21 protein-coding genes are annotated in these 22,639 nt (G+C 65.5%); 9 read left to right on the forward strand and 12 right to left on the reverse strand.

Annotated features, from left to right (window positions below; genetic code table 11):
* Positions 1–5: 5 nt before the first annotated feature.
* Positions 6–2,171, reverse strand: coding sequence for a TonB-dependent siderophore receptor (locus tag BJI69_RS21045; RefSeq protein WP_046965846.1), 2,166 nt, complete (start codon positions 2,169–2,171; stop codon positions 6–8).
* Positions 2,172–2,388: 217 nt separating this feature from the next.
* Entirely contained in the window at positions 2,389–3,369 is a 981-nt protein-coding gene (locus BJI69_RS21050; RefSeq protein WP_046965845.1) for a quinone oxidoreductase family protein, read from the reverse strand.
* Positions 3,370–3,452: 83 nt separating this feature from the next.
* Here BJI69_RS21050 and BJI69_RS21055 point away from each other — a divergent pair, with 83 nt between their 5' ends.
* The gene (locus BJI69_RS21055) at positions 3,453–4,091 is read left to right on the forward strand and encodes a TetR/AcrR family transcriptional regulator C-terminal domain-containing protein (protein ID WP_046965844.1); all 639 of its coding nucleotides are present in this window, start codon (positions 3,453–3,455) and stop codon (positions 4,089–4,091) included.
* A gap of 38 nt (positions 4,092–4,129) precedes the next feature.
* Positions 4,130–4,717: a uracil-DNA glycosylase family protein gene (locus BJI69_RS21060; RefSeq protein ID WP_046965843.1), complete on the forward strand. Its 588-nt coding sequence runs from the start codon at positions 4,130–4,132 to the stop codon at positions 4,715–4,717.
* Positions 4,718–4,726: 9 nt separating this feature from the next.
* Here the strand turns inward: BJI69_RS21060 and BJI69_RS21065 are convergent, their stop codons facing one another.
* Positions 4,727–7,105, reverse strand: a complete 2,379-nt coding sequence (locus BJI69_RS21065) for a DNA polymerase II (RefSeq protein WP_046965842.1) — start codon at positions 7,103–7,105, stop codon at positions 4,727–4,729.
* A 187-nt stretch (positions 7,106–7,292) separates the two neighbouring features.
* Between BJI69_RS21065 and BJI69_RS21070 the strand changes: the two genes are divergently transcribed.
* Positions 7,293–8,039 carry a glucose 1-dehydrogenase gene (locus BJI69_RS21070; protein ID WP_046965841.1) on the forward strand — a complete coding sequence of 249 codons (747 nt, stop codon included), beginning with the start codon at positions 7,293–7,295 and terminating at the stop codon, positions 8,037–8,039.
* 107 nt (positions 8,040–8,146) lie between these two features.
* Here the strand turns inward: BJI69_RS21070 and BJI69_RS21075 are convergent, their stop codons facing one another.
* Positions 8,147–9,055: a LysR family transcriptional regulator gene (locus BJI69_RS21075; RefSeq protein ID WP_046965840.1), complete on the reverse strand. Its 909-nt coding sequence runs from the start codon at positions 9,053–9,055 to the stop codon at positions 8,147–8,149.
* Between the two features lie 249 nt (positions 9,056–9,304).
* On the opposite strand from BJI69_RS21075, the gene BJI69_RS21080 reads away from it, so the two are divergent.
* The 3 genes from BJI69_RS21080 to BJI69_RS21090 all read left to right on the forward strand — a co-directional run bounded on the left by BJI69_RS21080 (position 9,305) and on the right by BJI69_RS21090 (position 11,330).
* A complete protein-coding gene (locus BJI69_RS21080) occupies positions 9,305–9,691 on the forward strand; it encodes a TraR/DksA family transcriptional regulator (RefSeq protein ID WP_046965839.1) in 387 nt (128 codons plus the stop codon).
* 84 nt (positions 9,692–9,775) lie between these two features.
* Positions 9,776–10,894, forward strand: coding sequence for an FAD binding domain-containing protein (locus tag BJI69_RS21085; protein WP_046965838.1), 1,119 nt, complete (start codon positions 9,776–9,778; stop codon positions 10,892–10,894).
* A 97-nt stretch (positions 10,895–10,991) separates the two neighbouring features.
* The gene (locus BJI69_RS21090; RefSeq protein ID WP_046965837.1) at positions 10,992–11,330 is read left to right on the forward strand and encodes a hypothetical protein; all 339 of its coding nucleotides are present in this window, start codon (positions 10,992–10,994) and stop codon (positions 11,328–11,330) included.
* 29 nt (positions 11,331–11,359) lie between these two features.
* On the opposite strand, the gene BJI69_RS21095 is transcribed toward BJI69_RS21090, so the two are convergent.
* Both BJI69_RS21095 and BJI69_RS21100 read right to left on the reverse strand, forming a co-directional pair.
* Positions 11,360–12,262 (reverse strand): LysR family transcriptional regulator, encoded by a 903-nt coding sequence (locus BJI69_RS21095; protein ID WP_046965836.1) that lies wholly within the window; start codon positions 12,260–12,262, stop codon positions 11,360–11,362.
* 65 nt (positions 12,263–12,327) lie between these two features.
* Complete coding sequence (locus tag BJI69_RS21100; protein ID WP_046965835.1) at positions 12,328–13,440, reverse strand: alkene reductase; 1,113 nt, start codon at positions 13,438–13,440, stop codon at positions 12,328–12,330.
* A gap of 281 nt (positions 13,441–13,721) precedes the next feature.
* Here BJI69_RS21100 and BJI69_RS21105 point away from each other — a divergent pair, with 281 nt between their 5' ends.
* Positions 13,722–14,801, forward strand: a complete 1,080-nt coding sequence (locus tag BJI69_RS21105; RefSeq protein ID WP_046969586.1) for an NAD(P)-dependent alcohol dehydrogenase — start codon at positions 13,722–13,724, stop codon at positions 14,799–14,801.
* Between the two features lie 9 nt (positions 14,802–14,810).
* Here the strand turns inward: BJI69_RS21105 and BJI69_RS21110 are convergent, their stop codons facing one another.
* Positions 14,811–16,403 carry a Na+/H+ antiporter gene (locus BJI69_RS21110; RefSeq protein ID WP_046969585.1) on the reverse strand — a complete coding sequence of 531 codons (1,593 nt, stop codon included), beginning with the start codon at positions 16,401–16,403 and terminating at the stop codon, positions 14,811–14,813.
* A gap of 87 nt (positions 16,404–16,490) precedes the next feature.
* Here BJI69_RS21110 and BJI69_RS21115 point away from each other — a divergent pair, with 87 nt between their 5' ends.
* A complete protein-coding gene (locus BJI69_RS21115) occupies positions 16,491–17,411 on the forward strand; it encodes a LysR substrate-binding domain-containing protein (protein WP_244465346.1) in 921 nt (306 codons plus the stop codon).
* Here the strand turns inward: BJI69_RS21115 and BJI69_RS21120 are convergent.
* The 3 genes from BJI69_RS21120 to BJI69_RS21130 form a co-directional block, all read right to left on the reverse strand.
* Positions 17,408–18,064 carry a DsbA family oxidoreductase gene (locus tag BJI69_RS21120; protein WP_046969584.1) on the reverse strand — a complete coding sequence of 219 codons (657 nt, stop codon included), beginning with the start codon at positions 18,062–18,064 and terminating at the stop codon, positions 17,408–17,410. The two genes, BJI69_RS21115 and BJI69_RS21120, sit on opposite strands and share 4 nt — an antisense overlap.
* A gap of 81 nt (positions 18,065–18,145) precedes the next feature.
* Positions 18,146–18,856 (reverse strand): SDR family NAD(P)-dependent oxidoreductase, encoded by a 711-nt coding sequence (locus BJI69_RS21125; protein WP_046969583.1) that lies wholly within the window; start codon positions 18,854–18,856, stop codon positions 18,146–18,148.
* Positions 18,857–19,001: 145 nt separating this feature from the next.
* The gene (locus BJI69_RS21130; RefSeq protein ID WP_046969582.1) at positions 19,002–19,940 is read right to left on the reverse strand and encodes an enoyl-CoA hydratase/isomerase family protein; all 939 of its coding nucleotides are present in this window, start codon (positions 19,938–19,940) and stop codon (positions 19,002–19,004) included.
* A gap of 191 nt (positions 19,941–20,131) precedes the next feature.
* Here BJI69_RS21130 and BJI69_RS21135 point away from each other — a divergent pair, with 191 nt between their 5' ends.
* Positions 20,132–20,596 (forward strand): heme-degrading domain-containing protein, encoded by a 465-nt coding sequence (locus tag BJI69_RS21135; RefSeq protein WP_046969581.1) that lies wholly within the window; start codon positions 20,132–20,134, stop codon positions 20,594–20,596.
* Here the strand turns inward: BJI69_RS21135 and BJI69_RS21140 are convergent.
* Positions 20,562–22,193 carry a GMC family oxidoreductase gene (locus BJI69_RS21140; RefSeq protein ID WP_046969580.1) on the reverse strand — a complete coding sequence of 544 codons (1,632 nt, stop codon included), beginning with the start codon at positions 22,191–22,193 and terminating at the stop codon, positions 20,562–20,564. The two genes, BJI69_RS21135 and BJI69_RS21140, sit on opposite strands and share 35 nt — an antisense overlap.
* Entirely contained in the window at positions 22,193–22,582 is a 390-nt protein-coding gene (locus tag BJI69_RS21145) for a VOC family protein (RefSeq protein ID WP_046969579.1), read from the reverse strand. The genes BJI69_RS21140 and BJI69_RS21145 overlap by 1 nt, the downstream gene beginning before the upstream one ends.
* Between the last annotated feature and the right edge of the window lie 57 nt (positions 22,583–22,639).

Below are 22,639 nucleotides of genomic sequence, written 5' to 3' on the forward strand. Positions count from 1 at the left end.
GGCGATCAAAGGAATTTGTAATTGAACGTCAACGTGGCGGTGTGCGGCGCCGCGTAGTAGAGGTTGCTGTACTCGTCCAGCACGAAGTACTTCCGGTTGAGCAGGTTGTCCGCGTTGAGCTGCAGCGAGGCCTGCGGCGAGAACGCATACTTCGCCATCGCGCTCACCAGCATCACCGAAGACTGATTCACCGTCTGCGGGCCATCCGGGCCGTCGACAGGCGCATGGCTGGCGGACTGCCAGTTGGCGCCGCCGCCCACGGTCACGTGGTTCCAGCTGCCCGGTAGCGTGTACGTGGTGAACAGGCGAACCAGCGTGCGCGGCAAGGCGGTACGCAAGGCCGTCATCGTGCCGTCGTCACCGAGCCCCTTGATGTTGAAGTGCGACCAGCCGAGCGTGCCGTTCCAGGTATCGGACAGCTGGCCCGAAACCTCGGCCTCGAAGCCGCGCGAGCGCGTGCCGTTCACGGGGTTGTACGCCTGTGTGCGGCCATCCGGCAGGAATTGACCCACCGCGGCTTCGGCCACGTTGTCCTGACGGGTTTCGAAGAAGGTCAGCGATGTGTTCAACAGGCCGTCGAAGTGGCGACCCTTGATGCCGACCTCACGGCTGCTGCCGGTCATGGGCTCGAGGAAGCTGCCGTCGGCACGACGGTTGTCCTGCGGGTCGAAGATTTCCGTGTAACTGGCGAAGGCCGAGTACGTCGGGTTGATCTCGTAAATCAGGCCCGCGTAGGGAATCGTCTTGCTGTCTTTCTGGTGATAGATACCGGCCGACGCATCGTTGGTGTCGTTCTTCCAGCGTGCATAGCGTGCACCCGCCACCAGCTTGAGGGGATCGGCCAACTGCAGGCGCGTGGCGACGTACAGACCGCTCTGGACCGTGCGCGCGAGGTTCGCGCGATCACCCGTGGACGCAAAGTCCGGGAAGGGATAGTCGCCATTCCAGGCGAGGAAGTTGTCGATCGGCGGCAGGTCCCCGTGCGCATTCTCGGTGGAATCCTTGGTGTAGTGCGAACCGCTCGCGCCGACGACGAGTTCGTGCTCGCGCCCAAACGCTTCGAATGGCCCGGACGCGTAGAGGTCCAGCATGTTCTGACGACCGCGATCGCGACCCTGGTAGGCGTACGGATCGACACCCGCGCCCGTTTCACGATTGGGGAAACCGTACACGTAAAAGAGCTGCGAATCGCCCTGCGTCTCGCGGTGGCTGGCCATGGCGTGTCCTTGCCAGCCGTTGCCAAAGTCGTGCTTGAGATCGATGAAGCCGGTCTTGGTGGTGTTGGTCCAGCGCGTCCAGTCGGCTGCGCTTGTGAAGCCACGCCGCCACTGGATGAGCCCGCCATCGTCATAGAACACCGGGTACGAGCCCCAGGTCACGCCCTTGGGCTTGGACTTCTGCCAATCGAAGCCGACACTCAGCGTGGTGTTCTCGCCCAGATCGGCATCGACCACGCCATAGAGCACATCCTTCTTGCTGCTGTAACGGTCGAGATAGGAGTTGCCCTGCTCGTGGGTCGCCACCACCCGACCGCGCACGCTGCCCGAATCATTGAGCGGCGCAGACACATCCACCGATTCCCGCTGCGTGTTGTACGAGCCGTAGCTCACCGTGGCGTCGGCCTGCAGCGTGCGGCTGTCGGCATGCTTGCGCACGAAGTTGATCAGGGCGGACGGGCTGCCCGCGCCGCTGAGCAGGCCGGACGCGCCACGCACCACTTCGATGCGATCGTAGATCGAGGTGTCGAGGCTGCCGTCCGCCGAGCCGGCATTGATGCCGGGGGCGACGGGCACGCCGTCGTACGCCATGTTCTCGATCTGGAAGCCGCGTGCGTAGAACACGACGCGTTCGGTGTCGTACGCGCTGGAGAAGACGCCGGTGGTGTTATCCAGGACGCTGCGCACCGAGGTGAGGTTCTGGTCCTCGATCCGCTGTTCGGTGATGACGCTCACCGATTGCGGCGTGTCCTGCAGGGATAACGGCAAGCGCGTCGCGACGGCGGTCTGATCGACGGTGTAGTTCGAGGTGCGCTGTCCGCGCACCTTGACTGCATCGAGTGTCGTTGGCGTATCGGACGTCGACGACTGCGACTGCGCGGCGGCGGGTACGGAAAGAGCGAGGCCGATGGCCAGCGAAAACAGCCGCGGGCGGCTGATAAGACGTTCAAGCATGGGAGGAGCCCCTGGGACGAGTGGCCTACACAAGCGGGGATTCCGCTTGCATGAGTTCACGACGGGGGCTGGCTTGACGCGGCTGGCAAGTCGTTTCGGCACGTAGTGTAGCAAACACACTGCACGTTGTAGGAGCCGATTCATCGGCGATGGGTGCTCGCAGCAACCTGGCCCGCTCCCGCGGGATCGCCGATGAATCGGCTCCTACGACGAGCTGTTAGCTGGTAACGAAGACGATTCGCGCCTTGCCGCCATCGGCGCTCCAAGCCGTCTGGACGTCCGCCAGTGGAAGCACCCGCGTGGCGATCTTCAAGTTCGCCGACACCGCCACCGAGAAGACGTGACCCACCGCGGCGAGCAGGTCCGGCAGAGGCACGCTCTTGATTCCGCTGCCCATCAGTACGATCGCCGAGGACCGCAGCGCGGCGCCCGGCAAGGTGATCTCGCCGCCGCTGGAACTGCCGACCTGGACGAAACGGACCGGACGCGCGTCGTCGACGGCCTTGGCGATGGCCACGATGATGGCCTCGGCACTCTTGCCCCACAGGTAGTCGATGACGACATCGATGCCTTCCTTTAACTGCGCCTCGAGCGCGGCGCCGAAGCGCGCCGCCCCCTCCTCGGCCTTATCACCGCCATCCAGCTGGAACGGCAGCACTACATCGGCGCCCAGGGCCTTCACCGATTCAAGCGCTGTCGCGTCGCGCGCTGTGGCGATGATCTTGTCCGCGCCGAGATACTTCGCCAGTTGCACCGCCAGGCGGCCAGCGGTTCCCGTCGCACCGTTGATCAGGACGGTGTCGCCCGGCTTGATCTGCGCGCGATACACCAGCGCCGCCCAGGCGGACATGCCGGGATTGGCCAGCGCCGCGGCGGTGACGTCGTCGATGCCATCCGGCACGGGGATGCAGAATCCGGCACGTACGCGCGTGACCTCCGCCAGGGCGCCAAACGGCGCCTGGGGAAGGATGAAATACACGCGGCGGCCCTCGCCCGTTACGCCCACACCGTCCGAACCGGCGATCGCCGGCAGCGCGGCATCGGCGCTGTAATGCGCACCGGACGCGCGCGACCTGGTGAACTGGGTCAGTGCGGACGCTTTCACGGCGATCAACGCCTCGCCGGCCTGGGCGACAGGCGTTTCGAACTCGGCGAACACGGGCGCCTTGCCCGCTTCGTAAACGACGGCAGCTTTCATGGTCCACCTCTCGATAATCTAACGGCGTTAGATTGACTCTAACCGTGTTAGATTGGCTTTGCAATCCCAGGAGGCAGGTCGCCATGAAAGTGAACCGCGACATCATCGTGCAGGCCGCCTTGCGCCTCCTCGCCGATACCGGCCTCGAGGATCTGACCCTCCGCAAGCTGGCGCATACGCTGCACATCCAGGCCCCCACGCTTTACTGGCACTTCAAGAGCAAGGACGCGCTGATCGACGAGATGGCCACGCTCGTGCTCGCCAGCGGCGCCGACCAACTCATGCCTGGCGAGCCGTCCGATGACTGGCGGGTCTGGGTATCCACGTTCGGGCACGGCCTGCGCAAGACGCTGCTGACCCATCGGGACGGCGGCCGCATGATCGCTGGCACGCGCCTGACCAACACGCTGTTCCAGGAAACCGCCGAGCGCATCGGCGGCCACCTGACGCAGGCCGGCTTCACGACACGCCAGGCGGTCACCCTGCTCAGCGCCGTCTACACCTTCACCGTGAGCTTCGTGATCGAAGAGCAGGCCGTGTTTCCGAAGCCCGGTGAGCGCTCCCCGGCGTACGACATCGAACTGCGAAAAACGCATCTCGACCCGGACGCCTTCCCACTTCTACGCGAAGCGGGCGAGGTCCTCTTCGATCGCTTCGACCAGCGGTTCGACGAGAGCGTCGACCTGATGCTTCGCGGTGCGGCCACCCTGCTACACCGCTAAGCTTCCCAGGATTTCCAGGACTGCGATCCGCGTCACCCATGACCGCCTTGAGCCACCTCCTTGAAGACGTCCGCGCATGCACGCTGTGCGCCGCGCATCTGCCGCTGGGCCCCCGTCCTGTCGTGCAGATGTCCGCCTCGTCGCGCATCCTCATCGCGGGCCAGGCCCCCGGACGCAAGGTGCACGAGACGGGCATCCCCTTCAACGACGTCAGCGGTAACAGGCTGCGCGAATGGCTGGGCATCTCTCGAGAGGTCTTCTATGACGAGACGAAGCTGGCCATCCTCGGGATGGGCTTCTGTTTTCCTGGCACAGGTAAGTCGGGCGATCTGCCGCCCCGCCCGGAATGCGCGCCGGCGTGGCGTGCACCCTTGCTCGCCCATCTGAAGAACGTGCGACTCACCCTCGTGCTCGGGCAGTACGCGATGGCGTACCACCTGCCCGGCCGCGGCAAGACGCTCACGGACGTCGTCACCGGCTGGCGGCGTGACTGGCCCTTGATCGTGCCCTTGCCTCACCCCAGCCCGCGCAACCAAGCGTGGCTCAAACGCAACCCGTGGTTCGAACAGGAACTGTTGCCGGTGCTCAGGTTGCGCATCGCCGACGTGCTCAGCGACGACGATTGATCCGATCGGTCACGCCTGGAACAGGCTGATCTGTGCGGTGGTCAGGTTGGCGAAACTGTCACCCAGGGGCCCAAGGATCGCATCGGCGATCGGCTGCAACTGGCTGGTCAGGTAATGCTCGTAGTCGATCCGCGACTCGCGCGCTTCGAGCGGCTCGGGACCGTTGCGCGTCATCACGTAGCTGATCCAGCCACCGTTCTGATACTGCCGTGGACGCTGGCGTCGCGCGTTGTACTCGTCGGCCAGACGCGCGGCCCGCACCTGCGGCGGCGTGTTGCTCTGGTAATCGGCCAGCTTGCCACGCAGGCGTTTGCGGTAGACAAGGAGATCGTCGAACTCGCCAGCGAGCAGGCTGCGCGTGTACTCGCGGATAAAGTCAGCGTACGGCTGCTCCTTGAAGATCAGCAGGTACAGCGCCTGCTGGAACTTCTGCGCCAGCGGTGTCCAGTCGCTGCGCACCGTCTCCAGCCCGCGATACACGACCTCTTCCGCGCCATCCTCGCTGACGACCAGCCCGGCGTAGCGCTTCTTGCTGCCCAGTTCGCTACCGCGGATGGTCGGCATGAAGAACCGCTGGTAGTGCGTGTCGAACTCGATCTCCAGCTGGCTCGTCAGGCCCAGCGTGTCGGACAGATGCTCGCGCCACCACGCGTTTATACGCGCGACAAGATGATCGGCGATGGCGGACGCCTCTGCCTCGCTGCGACGCTGTTTCAGCCAGATGAAGATCGAATCGGTGTCGCCGTAGATGACTTCGTAGCCCTCGGCCTCGACTCGCTCGCGGGTATGCCGCATCACGTCGTGGCCGCGCAGGGTTACGGCCGAGACCAGTTCGGGATCGAAGAACCGACAGTTGGGAGCGCCAAGCACACCGACGAACGAGTTCATCAGCAGCTTCAGCGATTGCGACTGCGCCTGGTTGCCCTGGCGCTTCGCCTCGTCGCGGCGATCCCATAGCTGGGTGACGATGGCAGGGAGGCAGTGCCGGGTGCGCGAGAAAAAGCGCCCGTGGACACCGGGCACGGCCGCCGTCGCCGACGTGTCGAGGCCGCCTTCAGCGAGACCCACGGGGTCGACCAGGAAGGTACGGATGATCGAGGGGTAGAGGCTCTTGAAGTCCAGCACGAGCACGGAGTCGTACAAGCCTGGCCGGGAGTTCATCACGAACCCACCCGGAAACGCTTTCTCCGCGATGTCGCCCACGTTAGGTGCCACGTACCCTTCGCGATGCATGCGCGGCAGGTACTGGTGGTCGAACGCGGCGATGGAGCCACCGAAGTGATCGGCCTGGAGACCGGTGACGTGAGCGCGTTCGAGCATGAACTCGAAGAGCTTCGCCTTGGCGAAGATCCGCGTAACGAGCTCGCAGTCCTTCAGGTTGTAGCGCGCGAGCGCCACCTTGTCCTCGTGAAAACGTCGCTCGATCTCCGCCATGCGGTGGTACGGGTCGTCGATGGATTTGCCTTCGCCGAGCATCGTTTGCGCCACGTTCTCCAGGCTGTATGACGAGAAGCTCCACTGCGCCGAGCGCACGGCTTCGATGCCGTCGATCACCAGCCGTCCTGCCATGGGCGCGAAAAGAAAGCCTTCGCGCCGCGAGTGTCCGCGCCATTCGATCGCCTGAGCGCCACGACCCAGGAGCAATGGAATACCGTACTTGTCCGCGTGCGCCTGAAGGATTCGAAGGTCGAACTGCACGAGGCTCCAGCCGATGATGGCGTCGGGATCGTGTTCGACGAACCATGCGTTCAGGCGATGGATGATCTGCGCAGGATCGGCGACATACTCGAGATCGAAGTCGTCAGGCGCTACGTCATGTGGGCCCGGCTCACCGAGCATGACGACCTGTCGTTGACCGCAGCCTTCCAGCGCCAGCGAGTAGAGATCGCCCTCGGCACTGGTCTCGATATCGAGCGATACGACGCGTAGCGAGGGCCGGTAGTCGGCAACCGGCCTGAGCCTGGGATCGAGCACGGCGTCACCCTCCTCCACGCCGCCCTCGACACTGACCGCCGCCGTGATGAAGCGCTCCATCATGTAGCGCTCGGGTGGGCGGATGTCGGCTTCGTACAGGGGAATCCCGCGATCCCGCAGTCGTTTCTCGAGCAGGATCATCTGCCGGTGGCTGCGCGTATACAGGCCGAGCACGGGGTCCTGGGCGAAGGTCTTCAGCGGCAAGGGGCGGATATCGACGCTGGCGACCCGGCGTGCGACGCCTTCGATGTCCGCCTGTTGCGATGCCTTCGCGAACGCAACCGACTGCTGGGCCGTGATCACGACGCGACGCGGCCCCTCGTCCGTGGCCAGCCAGAACTCGACGTCGGTGCCGTGCCCCGTGTCCCGCCAGTGGCGGGTAAGGATGAAACCCTGTCGGGTCGGGGACGTCACTGCGGGATCCTGTCGATAGCCAAGAGGTGGATTGTGCCACCCATCGCCCCGCGCCGCTCCCGGCGAATAAGAGCTATTCCCTCGCGCCCACTACTCCGCCCGAGCCGCCGCCCCACTTCGTATCCCGTGGCGCCGGCAGACCGACGCCTTCCGCTCCTTCCCGTTTCACCCATCGAGGATTCACGTCATGAGCAAACTCACAGGCAAAGTCGCCGTCGTTACCGGCGCATCCAAGGGTATCGGCGCCGCTATCGCCAAAGCGCTGGCCGCCGAAGGCGCGTCGGTCGTCGTCAATTACGCGTCGAGCAAGGCCGGTGCGGATGCCGTCGTCGACGCCATTACCCAGGCAGGCGGCAAGGCCGTCGCCGTGGGCGGCGACGTCAGCAAGGCAGCCCAGGCGCATGCCCTGGTCGAAGCCGCCGTATCGAACTTCGGCAAGCTGGACATCGTCGTGAACAACTCCGGCGTGTACCGGTTCGGCGCGATCGAGGAGTTCACGGACGAGCACTTCGACAACCACTTCAACGTCAACGTGCGTGGCGCGCTGCTGGTCACGCAGGCTGCGATGAAGCACCTGCCGGAAGGCGGCAGCATCATCAATATCGGCTCGGGCGTGAGCAGCATGACCCCGCCGCAGTCGGTGATCTATACGGCCACCAAGGGTGCGCTGGATGCCGTCACCGGTGTGTTGGCCAAGGAGCTTGGGCCGCGCAAGATCCGCGTGAACTCGCTCAACCCGGGCATCGTCGAGACCGAAGGCACCCACACCGGCAACATCATCGGCTCGGACCTGGACACCTTCCTCGTCTCGCAGACACCGCTGGGCCGCATCGGTCACGTCGAGGATATCGCCCCGGTGGCGGTGTTCCTGGCGTCGGATGACGCACGCTGGGTCACCGGCGAAACCATCGTCGTCTCCGGCGGCTTACGCTAAACCGAGGACTGCTCTCTGTGGGAGCCGATTCATCGGCGAATGGGTGCTCGCGGCAACCTTGCCCGCCGCCGCGGGATCGCCGCTGAAGCGGCTCCCACAGGGATGCGTTATTCCGGCAGGCTCAGTTCCGGCACCTGCCGGAACTTCTCCGCGAGGAAATCGATGAAGACCTGCGCTTTGCGGGTCTGACGACGTCCGGCCGGCGACACGGCGCTGATCGGGAACGCTGGCGGGGAATAGTCCGCCAGCACCTGCTGCAGGCTTCCGTCGGCGATATCCCGCGCATACAGCCATGCCGGGCTGTGCCCCATCCCAAGGCCGGCGAGTACCGAACCCCGAATGTGTTCGGCGTCATTGCTGCGAACCACCGGCTTGCCGTCGACGACGAGCGGTGCATGGTTCTCGAAAAAGCGCCAGGCGCGCGAGGCACCCTGGAACATGAAGACGATGCACGGCATGTTCTCGATGTCGCGTGGATGCCGGGGCACGCCATGACGTTCGAAATAGGCCGGCGTCCCCACGGTCGCGTAGCGAACGCCACCGATGCGACGCGCGACCAGCGACGAATCAGACAGCGCACCAATGCGGATGGCGACGTCGATGCCGTCTTCGACCAGGTTGGCATGGCGTTCCGAGATGTCGAAGTCGATCGTGACATCCGGATAAAGGGCGAAGAATTCCGGAAGGTGCGGCAGGACGAAGAAACGCCCGAACGCCGCCGAGATGGCAACGCGAAGCACACCCTTCGGCGCGACCTGCGCATGCCCCACCCTGGCTTCGGCGGCGTCGACCGCCTCGATGAGCTGCAGGATGGACTCGTAGTACTGCTGGCCGGCTTCCGTGACGCTGAGGCCGCGCGTGGTTCGCCGCAACAACTGCACGCCGAGCCGCGATTCGATCGCGGCGATCTGCTTGCTGACCGTGGACTGGGAGACACCGCTGGCGATAGCGGCTTTCGAAAAACTGCCGGAATCGGCCACCCGCACGAACAACTGCATGGCATCGAGCCGATCCATACCCACTCCACCCAGGATTCATGAACGCGCTGCGCGCCGAGGCTCAATCTACGGCAGGCGCGGCTGGCCCGCCAGCCTCCCACGCGGCGGACGAACCGCCTAGTCTGCCGCCGGACATTCACAAGATGAAGCCCTGGGCCGGACTAGCATTCATTCGGTCACCGAATAGCCGTCCCGCAGGCGCCAAACGTTCAAGACACCGCTGCGGCTTCGGCGAATAGTCCCCCGTCTTCCACCAGGGCCCACGGCATGAATGACTCCGTTCTCAGCAAGAGCTTCCTCGACGCCCAGCGCGAGCGTCTCCTCACCCTGCGCAAGCAGCTGATCGCCAGTGCCGACGCAGCGGGGAACGACGAAGGCCTGCTCCAGCAGACGGCCGGCGGCGAGCCGCAGGATTCGGGCGACGACGCCGAGCGCTTCGCGCAACAGGATCGCGATGAGTCGCTCCTTAGCCATAACGAGGGTCGCCTGACGATCGTCGACCGCGCGCTGGAGAAGCTCGACGAAGGCTCCTACGGTATCTCCGACGGCAACGGCGAGGCGATTTCGAAGGCGCGCCTCGAGGCCATTCCCGAGACGATCTACACGATCGAGGAAATGGAAGCGCGTGAACGCGCCGAGCGTTCGGCGCGCTGATCCACCGCATGCAAGGCGCCGTCGCCATCGGCCACGGAACAAAACGCCAAGGAGCGCGGGCCCGCCAGCTGTTACGTTGAAGGTATGACGTTACGCATCGGCATCGTGGGCGGTTCCATGGGCGGCTTGTTCGCGGCGAGCCTGCTGCGCGCCGCCGGCCATGACGTCCACGTTTTCGAGCGCTCCGAGCGGGGCCTCGAAGGTCGCGGCGCAGGACTGGTCGGCCAGCGCGAGCTGTACGCCATCCTGCGCCTGCTCGGCTGCGAGCAGGCAGCGCGCGTCGGCGTACTCGCGCACGAGCGGATCACGTTCGCGCGGAACGGCAGCATCGCCCAGCGCGACGTGACGCCGCAGACCCAGATTTCATGGGACCACCTTTATCGCACCGTCCGGCACCTGCTGCCGCCGGCGGCGTATCGCGTGGGCGCCCGCGTGGTCCGCGTCGAGAACACGAGTTCGGCGGCGACGATCGTCCTCGACGACGGCGAGGCGCATCGCTTCGACCTGGTGATCGGTGCGGACGGTGTCGGCTCGGTCGTGCGCCCGGCCGTGAGCCATGGCCCCACCGCGAGCACCTACGCCGGCTATGTCGCCTGGCGCGGGCTGATTGCCGAAACCCATCTCCCGGCCGCGGCGGCCGCCGTGCTTTCCGAACGCTTCGCTTTCTACCACCCGCGTGGGTCTCAGATCCTCGGTTATCTCGTGCCCGGACCTGCGGGTGAGACGGCGCCCGGCCAGCGACGCTACAACTGGGTGTGGTACCGGCAGGCCGCCGAAGGCCTCGCGCTCGATCGCTGGCTCACCGGCAGCGACGGGCGCCTGCGCGCGTATTCCGTGGCCCGAGGCGACGTACCGTTGCCTCTCTGCGATGCACTGAGGGAGACGGCCCGCGAGGTCCTCCCCACGCCTTTTGTACTGGCCGTGGAAGCGGAACCCACACCCTCGCTACAGGCAATCTTCGATTACGAGAGCACCCGTATGGTCCGCGACCGCGTCGCCCTGCTCGGCGATGCGGCCTTCGTCATACGTCCCCACACGGCGATGGGCGTGGCCAAGGCGGCGGGCGACGCGATGGCGCTCGTGGCCGCACTCGATCGACTGCCGCTCGAGAGAGCCCTCTTTGTCTACGAGGCCGAGAGGTTGGCCGAAGGCCACCGTCTTGCGGTCTACGGCAGGGAACTCGGGCGCCCCCTCACCATCTGAAGTGCCGACCTCCGCACATTTGTCGCATCCAGCCCCACTCGTCCGATAGACGGCGACATCATCCCCCTCCTATGCTTGGGAGAAGGGGAAGTGAGGGTTGACCGTGTCCGAAGTGCAGACGAAAAGCATCCTCCACACGCGCACGTCGCATTTCGTGTCGGGGGTCGCCACAGGTATGGCCGTCACCGGGCCGACCGACGATGGATTTCTACACCTGCACTTCTTTCGTGAAGTGCAGCGCATCACCAACGACGACGTGCCGTCCCGCTCGTTGGCACCCAACGAAGTGGAACTGGCCTGGGGCCATGCGGAGGCGAACATCCACCTCCATCGCGAGGAGGTCGCGGTGATCTCGATCCCGGTCGGACGCCTGCCCATCATCAGCACCAGCATCGCTCGCGCGATGCGCTTCGTGGCCACGCTCGGCGGGCGGTAGCCAAAGCGTCGGCTGGCTCCGACGAGCGCTCAGCGCCCGGCGTTCTGCCTCGGAAAGAGGTTGGCACCGAAGTAATCGAGGAAGGCGCGAAGCCGTGGCGCGATGTTGCGACTCGATGGCCACACTGCGCGGAACACGTTCTCGTGATCGAGGAAGTCGTCGAGCACACGGACGAGCCGACCCGCTTTCACGCTGGGTTCGACGGTGAAGTCGGGCACGCAGGTGATGCCGCAGTCCGCCTCGGCCATCTCGAGCAAGGGAGCGAGCGTGCTAGCTGCCGCGGCGACGGGTACCGGAACGTCGGGCCCCTTGTTGTCCTGACGGAATGGCCAGCGCTCGAGCTTGCCGGTGGTGGGAAAGCGATGATGAAGGCACGCGTGACTGGCGAGATCCGCCGGCACGTCGGGGGTCCCCGCGCGCTTGAGGTAGCCGGGCGATGCGACGAGCACCAGGTGATACAGGCCCAGTCGCCGCGACATGAGTCGCGAGTCGACCCCTTCGCCCGTGCGGATGGCCACGTCGAAACCTTCGTTGACGATGTCGACCAGACGGTCGCTGTAGTCGAGATCCAGTTCGATCTCGGGATACTTGGCCATGAAACCGGCCAGCGTCGGGGCGAAAAGACCGCCGAGAATCGGCAGGCTGACCCGCAACTTGCCGCGCGGCGTGGCCCGGTTACCCGCCAGCTCACGCTCCACGTCGCCGATTTCCTGGAGAATCCGCCGGCAGCTCTCCAGCAGCATCTCGCCTTCGGGAGTCAGCGAGATGCTTCGCGTGCTTCGATGGAACAGGCGCACACCCAGGTGTGCCTCGAGGCGGGCGATCGTCTTGCCGATGGCCGACGAGGACAGCCCGAGGATGCGCCCAGCCTGCGTGAAGCTGCGCGTTTCCGCCGCGTGGACGAAGGTGGCGAGGGAGCTCAGGCTGTCCAAGGCGGGCGCCTCATCCGGGGTGAGGAAGGCTACATCCTGCTGCCTTCCGCCCTTTCAAGGCAATCTCAGGCGACGGCCACCTCGGCCTGTGCCGGATAATCCGTGTAACCCGCGGCCGTGCCACCGTAGAACGTATCGCGGTCGTAAGCAGCCAGCGGAGCGCCCTCGGCGATGCGGGCCGGCAGGTCCGGGTTGGAGATGAAGAAGCGACCAAAGGCGACCATGTCGGCACTGCCCTCGGCAAGAATCGCTTCGGCCGATTCCGGCGTGAAACCACCTGCGGCGATCAGCGGACCGTGGAAGACGTTGCGCAGCAGGCGCGAAGCGACCGGGTTCTGGTCCTTCGATGCGTCTTCCGAGTTGCCGAGCACGCGCGGCTCGATCAGGTGCAGGTAAGCCAGGTTGAGCTTGTCGAGTTCGGACGCGACGTAGGTGAACAGCGCCTCCGGATTCGAGTCCTTCATGTCGCCGAAGCTGCCGCTCGGGCCGAGACGCACGGCGACGCGATCGCTACCCCATACAGTGATGGCAGCCTTGGTGATGTCGAGCAGGAAGCGGGCGCGCTTCTCGATGCTGCCGCCGTAGGCATCGCTACGCTGGTTCGAGCCGTCCTGCAGGAACTGGTCGATCAGGTAGCCGTTCGCGCCATGGATCTCGACGCCGTCGAAGCCGGCTTCCTTGCCACGCACAGCGGCAAGACGGAACTGCTCCACCATGTCGACCACTTCCGCCTCGCTCAGCGCGCGATGCGGCGAGCTGGGAACCCAGCCGTTCGCTGTATAGGCAACGCCTTCGTAGGCAACTTCAGAAGGAGCGACAGGCGCACCGCCATCGGGCTGCATGTCGAAGTGCGACTGGCGGCCCGCGTGGAACAGTTGAAGGAAGATCACACCGCCCTTGGCGTGCACGGCGTCGGTGACGCGCTTCCAGCCAGGGATCTGCGCATCGCTGTAGATGCCCGGGGAGCCGAGGTAGCCGCCGCCGTTCGGTGCGACCACGGTCGCCTCCGACACGATGTAACCGCCCTTGGAAGCGCGCTGACGGTAGTACTCCACCATCAGGTCGCCCGGGTTGTCGCCCGGCTGTTCGGAGCGCATGCGGGTGAGCGGCGCCATGACCACGCGATGGTCGAGGCGGATGGGACCTAGGGAGATGGGTTCGAGCAGCTTGCGGGTCATGACAGTCGGCCGGTAGTGAGAAGGAGGTATCGCGGAGGCTCCGCGTCAGACCGTGAGTTGGGCGCTCTCCTGCCCACCCGGTAGACCGTCAGAGGTCCAGACAGTGCGGCCGCGGATTCCGCAATCGCCTGCCGCCCATGCCACTGCGGACGCCCGTGTCCGCACAGATCGGCCCTCCCGCCGTCTACCCAGCCCTCGCCCCACCCCCACTGTTTGCCGCGGGCGGCACCCGCCGCACCCCACCGACACGACAGTCACCCGTCCTATCCAGGAAAACTCCCATGTCCATCGCACGCGGCTATGCCGCTTTCTCCCCCACCGCACCCATGGCTTCGTATACCTTCGAACGGCGCGACCCGCGCGCCGACGACGTGCACATCGAGATCCTGTTCAGCGGCGTCTGTCATTCCGACCTGCACACCGCACACGGCGAATGGGACGGCCTCATCTATCCCAACGGCACCGACTATCCGCTGGTGCCGGGCCACGAAATCGTCGGCCGCGTGACCGCGGTCGGCGCGAAGGTCACCCGTTTCACGCCCGGCGATCTCGTCGGCGTCGGCACCATGGTCGACAGCTGCGGCCAGTGCGTGAACTGCCTGCATGGCCAGGAGTCCTACTGCCTCAAGGGCGCGACCTGGACGTACAACAGCCCGGACCGCGTCGACGGCACGACCACCCAGGGCGGCTATTCGGACGCCATCGTGGTGAAGCAGGATTTCGTCTTCCGCATCACGCACAGCGAGGAACAGCTCGCCGCCGTGGCTCCGTTGCTCTGCGCCGGCGTGACCATGTGGTCACCGCTGCGTCACTGGGCAGCTGGCCCTGGTCGCAAGGTCGGTGTTGTCGGTATCGGTGGTCTGGGCCACATGGGCATCAAGCTCGCTCGCGCGCTCGGTGCGCACGTCGTGGCCTTCACGACCTCGGAATCCAAGCGTGCGGATGCGCTCGCCCTCGGCGCGCATGAAGTGGTGAACTCACGCGATGCCGCCGCCATGGCAGCGCATGCGGGCACCCTCGACCTGATCCTCAACTCGGTCGCCGTGGCGCACGACCTCGACACCTACACGTCGCTGCTCTCGCTGGACGGTGCCCACGTGCTGGTCGGCATCCCTGCCGAGCCCCACCCGTCACCGTCGGTCGCCAACCTGATCGGTGGTCGTCGCTCGCTGACCGGCTCGCTGGTCGGCGGCACGAAGGAAACGCAGGAGATGCTCGACTTCTGCGCCAGGCACGGCATCGTCGCGGACATCGAGATGATCCGCATGCAGGACATCGAGACGGCCTTCTCGCGCATGGCGAAGGCCGACGTGAAGTACCGTTTCGTCATCGACATGGCGTCGATGAAGCACGCCGCCTGACCTGCGGTATCAGGGACTCTGCCGATCGTTCTCGGCAGAGATCTCCTGCATGTCCAGATCACGTTCGAAGTAGTGCAGCAGTTCGTCGTGGATCTGCCCCGACCGATGCAGGCGGAGCAGTTCCGCGCGCCCGGCGGCGATGGCGGCGAGGATCATGTCGTAGTGCGCTTCGCGGCCGCCGGTGAAGTCCTGCGGCGCGATGGCGAAGCGCTCGGCGATGGTCACCCGATAGGTGTACTGCTCCAACAGACGCGGATGCAGCAGCTGTCCTTCGCTGTCGTATGCGCGTGCCTTGATCGCCTCCAGCTGGGCGATGTCGATCAGTCGGTTCGCCTGCCCCTCGTTGAGGTGCGCGGTGTCGACGTGCACGGCGGCGTCGAGCTTCAGCCAGCGGATGACCGGGGCGATCGTACCGCCCTGCACCACCACCGTGACCAGGATCACCGCGAAGGCGGCGGCCAGCGTGAGGTCACGACCGGGCATCTGCTCGGGCAGCGACAGCGCGATGGCTAGCGTTACCACCCCACGCATACCCGCCCAGCTCAGCAGGAACGACGCGGCGGGCGACGCCGGGGGCACCTTCTTCCCGACGAGCCGGGCGAGCGGCGCGCGCAGGTAGTCGGTGGCGTAGATCCAGACGAACCGCGAGACGATCACCGCGGCCAGCACGGCGAGAATCGGCAGGCCCAGGGCATCCAGCGCACTGCCGATACCGCCCAGACGCTCGACGACGCTGCGCAGCGAGAAGCCGATCAGGATGAAGACGAGCGCTTCGAGCAGGAAGATCATCACCGCCCAGAACGCCGTAGCGCGAACGCGCACGTTCGCCGAGAAAATGTCGTGCTGGTACCAGCCCAGCAGGATGCCCGTCGTCACCACCGACAGGACACCGGAGACATGGAGGCTTTCTCCGCCGATATAAGCGGCCCAGGGCGACAGGCAGGCGGCCGTGATCGCAAGGTAGATATGGCCTATACGACGCACCACCTGGACCGCTACGAGACCGACCACCGCACCCACGGCGATACCACCGACCGCAAGGCCAACGAAACTCAGCGCGGCCTGTTGCGCACTGAACGCGCCGGTCAGTGCGGCGGCGACGGCGAAGCGAAACAGCACCAGCCCCGTCGCGTCGTTGAGCAGGCTCTCGCCTTCGAGCAGCACCATCAAACGCCGCGGCAAGCGGACCTTGCCGAGCACGGCCTTGGCGGCCACCGCATCCGGCGGCGAGACCACCGCACCCAGGGCAAAACACGCGGCCCAGGGCAGCGACGGAACGATCCAGTGCACCGTGGCGCCGACGGCCAGCGTCGTGAAGACGACCGCGCCGATGGCCAGCCAGAGGATGCCGCCGAGATACCTGCGGAAATCCGACCACACCGTGTAGTACGCGCCATCCTGCAACAGCGGCGGAAGGAAGACGATCAGGACCAGCTCGGGGTCGAAGGTCACCGGCGGGATGCCGGGAAGGAAGGCGATGCCGATACCGCCGGCCAGCAGTGCCGCAGCCGAAGGCAGCCGAAAGCGGCGTGCGATCAACTCCAGGGCAAGGATCGCGACTAGAAGAATAAGTACGAATTTGAACGTTTCTGTCGACGACATGATGCCCCGCACGGACAGGTCAAATCCCGCCCCGTCACAAGCATAGACGACGAGAGCTATCCTATGCCGATGGACCGTATCGAAGCTATGAAAGTGTTCGTTGCCGCACTGGATGAAGGCAGCCTGGCGGGTGCCGGCCGGCGCCTTTCCCGATCGCCTGCGGCCGTGAGCCGGGCCATCGCCTTTCTCGAGCATCACGTCGGTGCCGAACTGCTGCACCGGACCACCCGGTCGATCCGCCTGAGCGAAGCGGGCGAGCGCTATGCCGCGGCGTGCCGCCGCGTACTGGCCGAACTGGACGAAGCCGACCTCAGTGTGGCGGGCGAGCGTGCCTCGCCGCGTGGCACGCTGACCATCACCGCGCCGCCGGTCAGTGGCGAGGACATTCTTCGACCCGTCATCGACGCCTATCTCGAAGCCTATCCGGACGTATCGATCGACTTCAGGCTGCTCGATCGCCACGCCAATCTCGTCGACGAGGGCATCGACATCGCCCTGCGCGTGGGCGAGCTGCAGGATTCGTCGATGGTCGCCACCCGCGTCGGCGGCGACGTGAAACGCGTGGTCGTGGCGTCACCGACCTATCTTGACGCCCGACCGACGATTCGCGAACCCGGCGACCTGCTCCAGCACCGGATCATCACGACGACACACTTCGGCCACGACACCTGGGTGTTTCCCCCTGCGCCGGGCAGTACCATCGCGCGCTCGATCCGTTTCAAGCCACGACTGGTCGTGAACAGCGTGCGCGCCGCCATGGCCTCTGCGGTGGCGCACCACGGCGTGACACGGCTTTACACGTATCACGTAGCGGACCACGTCCGTGACGGCTCCCTGCGCCTTGTGCTCCGTCATGCCGAGTCCGTCGGCCTGCCTGTGCACCTCATCACGCCGAACGGGCGTCTGGCCGTGCCCAAGGTGCGCAGCTTCGTCGACTTCGCCGTACCGCTGCTACGTGCCGAGTTCGCACGCCTGATGGCCGAAGCGGAAGCCCTCGGCGGCCACTAGGCAGCCGCGGCTTCCGTGAGCAGGCGCACATAGCCCTGTGGATCCTGCGAACCGGTGAAGAACGGCTTGTCGTTCATGAAATAGCTCGGCACACTGGTCACACCCGCCTGTTGCACGGCCTGCTCCCGCTGACGCACCTCGGCGTGCAGGGCCGTAGAGCGATCCACTGCCTGCGGCGCCATGCCCAGACGCTGTGCCAGCGTCTCGAGCACGCGGCGATCGCTCAGGTCCAGCCCATCGGTGAAGTACGCCGTGAACATCGCATCGGCGAGGCGCGTTTGCAGGGACGAGCCGCCTTCGTTCCAGGCAAGGCGGAGCAGCGAGTGCGCGGCCAGGGTATGCGACGTACGCGTCTGCTTGTCGTAGTTGAAGACGGCACCCAGCGGACGGCCCGCCGCGACAGCGCGCGCATCCATCGCCAGGGCATTTTCCCAGCTACCAAAACGGACGCTACGGAACGTACGACGGTCCATGCCATCCGGCGGCAGATTCGGGTTCAGTTCGAAGGGAAGCCATTCCAGCTCGACGTCGATGCCCTGCCCGGCCAGCGTGACGATCGCCTTGTCCAGGCTGCGCTTGCCGATGAAACACCAGGGACAGATCACATCGGCGACGACCTGAAGCTTGAGTACGGTGGTTTGCTGCGCTTGCATGAGATGGATTCCGTCAGTCACGTTGAGAGGTGGACGGCGCGCCCGCGTGATGCCGCAGGCGCGCCGTCCCGGCCGATGCGATCAGCGGCCGGCGTTTTGGCCGCCATCGACGTAAAGCACTTCACCCGTAGCGAAGGTGGCGCCTTCCAGGTAAAGCACCGCGTCGGTGATATCGCTGACTTCGCCGATGCGCTTCATCGGGTTGAAAGCGGCAAGCGTCGCGAAGGTTTCCGGTGAGTGGATCGGCGTCTTGATGAAGCCAGGGGAGACGGCGTTCACGCGGATGCCCTTCTCGCCGTATTCCACGGCCAGTTCCTTCGTCACCGAGGTGAGTCCGCCCTTGGTCAGGTTGGCGAGGGCCGTCGGCACGCCGGCGATCGCCTGGTTGACGAAGGTCGTGGTGATGCTGACGACATGGCCGCTGCCCTGCTTTTCCATCTGGGCGATGGCACGCTGGGTGATGTGGAAGAAACCGGACAGGTTGGTCGAGATCATCGAGGCGAAGTCTTCCGCCGTGTAAGCGGTGAACGGCTTGGCGATGAAGATGCCAGCGTTGTTCACCAGCGTGTCGATGCGACCAAACTTGGCCAGCGCTTCGCGCACCACGCGCTCGGCCGTGGCGGCCTCGCCAATGTCGCCGGCGACGGCGAGCACGTCCGGGTCGCTGCCCTGGACGATCGAACGCGACGTCGCGACGACGCGGAAGCCTTTCGCGCGATAGGCCTTGACCAGGCCTTCGCCGATACCTTGCGAGCCACCGGTGATGATGGCGACTTTCTGTTCATTGCTCATGTCGATCTCCTCAAGGGTCCGGCGATCGGTCGATCGCCGGCGGCTCACGTCGAGCCGATGGAACCCAAGTTGGGGATCGCGCCGGAGGGGATGAATGGCCGGTCGCAGGCAGTGACCGTTCCGCGACGCGAAACAATCCCCCGGCTTACTTACCCGCGTCGGTCGCGCCGAGCTCACCCGTGTAGTGCGCCAGCCTCGCTTCCACGTCGGGCTTGGTCTGCAGGCCTTCCTTCATCAGCTGGCCGATCTTTGCTTGTGCCGGTGGACGCTGGACCGAGGTGATGAACGCCGCCCAGCCCGCGCCGATCTCGTTGTCGGGCGGCAGCGACGGGCCATTGACCAGTTGTTTGATGTCCGCGATGGCTTGCTTGTCGAACCGGGAAATACGCCGTGCCATCGCGTCGACGAAACCGTCCAGCTCGGCATCGGGTAGCGAGCGATTGACGTAGCCATAGCGCTCGGCGATGTCGCCATTGATGTCGTCACCCGTGAGCAGGATCTCCAGAGCACGCCCCCGACCCATCAGTCGCGGCAGCCGCGCCATGGGGCCGCCGCCGGGCACCAGGGCGGCACCGACCTCCCATTGCGACAGGATCGCCTTCTCGCGGCTGGCGAAGCGCATGTCGCTGGCCAGCGAGAGCTCACTGCCCACGCCGGTCGCCCGGCCGCGAATCGACACGATCGACACCACGGGTGCTTTGCTCAGGCGAACCAGCATGTCGGGCAAGGGCGGAAGCCCGGTCGGGCCCGGCGGAAGGCTCGTGGTCTTTTCCAGCGCGGGAACGAAGTCGTAGTGGGTCAGGAAGAAGCCGGGCACATCGCTGTCGAAGACGACGACGCGAAGATCCGGATCCTTCTCGATCGCCGTGATCACCTCGTTCAATTGCGGAATCGTCTCCGGCCCGAAGATGTTGAACGGCGGGTTGTGCAGCGTGACCCGCCAGTACGCCGGCGAGACCTGCCGGACCTTGATCTCCTGCTTGCCGACGACGGTGCCGGGGCCGGCTGCCAGCGCTTCCATAGGCAAGACGGTGGCGGCGAAGGCGGCGAGAAACATCGCCCCTGCGATGAAGCGAATTTTCATGAGGTCACCTCGGTTTGCGGTTTCGTGTCGGGCGAGAGCACACCTGTGGTCACCGCGAGAACGGTTGACGGCCACCGAAAGAATCCCCTGGTAGATAGTGCTTGCAACGAGGGAGACATGATTGTCGCTTTTCGCCATGCACGCGCTACGGGCACTAGAATCCCGCCATGCCCCACGGAGACACCCGTCACATGACCGACCCGACCCTCGACGAGCTGGCCGCAGAAGAAGCCGCGCTGCAGTTCGACCGCTTCAGCCTCGACGAGGCCTGGACCATCGGTAATGCCTTGCGCGAAGGGGCGCTCGCCCGGTCGGGAGCCGTCGCCATCGAGATCGCCTTGCGCGATCGCCCCCTGTTCTACACGACGACACCGGGCGCGGACACGTCCAACGGCAACTGGATCCGTCGCAAGCGCAACACCGTGCTCGCCCTCGGCACCAGCACCCTCGTCGTCGGCATGAAGCTGGCGAAGGCTGGCCAAACCCTCGAGGCGCGTTACGGATTGTCCCCCGCCGAGCATGCGTCAGACGGTGGCGGATTTCCGTTGCGTCTGCGCTCGCTGGGCGTCATCGGCGCGATCACCGTCTCCGGCATGCCCTCGCTCGACGACCACCAGTTGGTTACGGCCGTGCTGCGTTCGTTTCTGCAACGCTGAGCGCCGTCGCCACCGGCACGTGGCTCATCACGTGCTCGGCGAGCGCGGCAATGGTCAGGCTGGGATTGACGCCGAGGTTGGCCGACACCATCGAGCCGTCGCAGACGTACAGGTTCCGATAGCCGTGAACGCGACCACGACTGTCGCATACACCCGTGCCAGCACCGCGTCCCATCACGGCGCCGCCCAGGCAATGTGCCGTCATCGGGATATCGAGGAAGATCTCGGAGAGTGACGTCATCGGGACGCCTCCCGTTGCTTCGGCGGCCTTGATCGCAAACGCATTCGCGGCCGGAATGAACGTCGGAATTTTCGGTCCTTCGGTGACGAGGCGGCGGCTGAACGGCCAGAACCAACGGCGTCCGAGACGCATGGTGAGCTGGCCGTCGAGCGTCTGCATGCACAGCAGGATCATCGACTCGCGTGCCCAGTCCTTCGTGCGCACCAGCCGGAACAAGGCGCGTGGCCGCGTCATCAGCATCTGCCCGATGGTGAGCAGCCAGCTCATCCGCCGGTGACGCCCCTGGGTCATCACCGTGGTCAACAAGCCCATGACGTCCGAACCGGCGGGATAGCGCGTCGCTTCGATGTGCGTATACGCATCGATATGGATGCCCGAGCCGATGGCGACCCCGCGGGACAGATCGTCCGCCGATCCCGGGTAGCGAATCCCGATCAGCGACTCGGCATTCGTGCGAACACCCTGCCCGAGCGTCGCGGAAATCGACGGCAGCGCACCGCTCTCGCGCATCCGGAACAGCAGTTCCTGCGTACCCAGCGACGAAGCAGCGAACACCACCGCCTTGCAGCGAAGACGCGCCGACATGCGACCCCGACGCGTCGTCACGACATAACCATCCGAGCCATCCTGCGCCTCGCCGAGAGGACGCACATCCACCACCCGCGTCTGCTCGATCACCCTCGCCCCACGCTTCTCGGCGAGGTAGAGGTAGTTCATGTCCAACGTGTTCTTGGCCCCATGCCGGCAGCCGACCATGCATCCGCCACACCCGATGCATGCACGGCGCTCGGGCCCTTCGCCGTCGAAATACGGATCGCGGTAGACCGTGCCCGGTGCATCGCCCTCCCGGCCAAAGAAGACTCCGACGTCCGTCGCGTAGAACGACGCCCCCACACCGACGGAAGCCGCCATGTCGCGCAGCCGGAAATCCGCTGCGGCAAGCCGTTCGTTGGTTGTGACGCCGAGCATGCGCTTGGCCGTCGCGTAGTGCGCCGGCATGATCCGCTCCCACGCCTCCAGCCCCGCCCACTGCCCTTCGCGCCAGACGCTGGCCGGCGGCTCGAGAAGCGTCTGTGCATACGTGATGGAGCCGCCACCGACCGCATTGCCGTTCAGGACGATCACGTGACGAAAGAAGCGCATGCCGAAAAAGCCATGCATCCCGAGAGCTGGTGACCACAGCCAGCGCCGAAGGCTCCAGCTGGTCGCTGGCAAGGTATCCGGCGTCCACCGCCTGCCCTGCTCGATCACCGCGACGCGGTAACCCTTTTCGGCAAGCCGCAGCGCGGATACGCTCCCGCCAAAGCCGGAGCCGATGACGATGTAGTCGGCATCGACATCGGCGACGCCGTGCATCAGGCGCTGACCGGTGAACAGATCTCGACGAGGCAGCCGTTGAGATCGCGCACGTAGCCCACTTTCTGGCCCCAAGGCTTTTCTTCCACCGTCTTGACCGCGAGGGCACCTGCGGCGACGGCCACGATGTACGCCTCCTCCGGCGTGTCCGTGACCAGGCAGAGCTCGATGCCCGCCGGCAGATCCCGCGGGCTGTTCGGGCGTATGGCCAGCCCATTCATGTCAGCCATCGTCTCGCCGGCGAAACTGAGCGTCGTCTCGCCCGTCGCCATCTCGGCGTAGAGGCCGCTCTCGTGGATGAAGCGCCGCGTCAGGCCGAACGCAGATTCGTAGAAGGTCACCGTGGCGGTGACATCGGAAACATAGATGAGCGTGTAGCCGAGACGCATGTGAGTTCTCCCGTTGATCGACGACAGGCTAGCGTTCGCTTCGCCGGGTGCCTTGAA

This window comes from Luteibacter rhizovicinus DSM 16549 (genome assembly GCF_001887595.1).
Classification (GTDB): Bacteria; Pseudomonadota; Gammaproteobacteria; order Xanthomonadales; family Rhodanobacteraceae; genus Luteibacter; species Luteibacter rhizovicinus.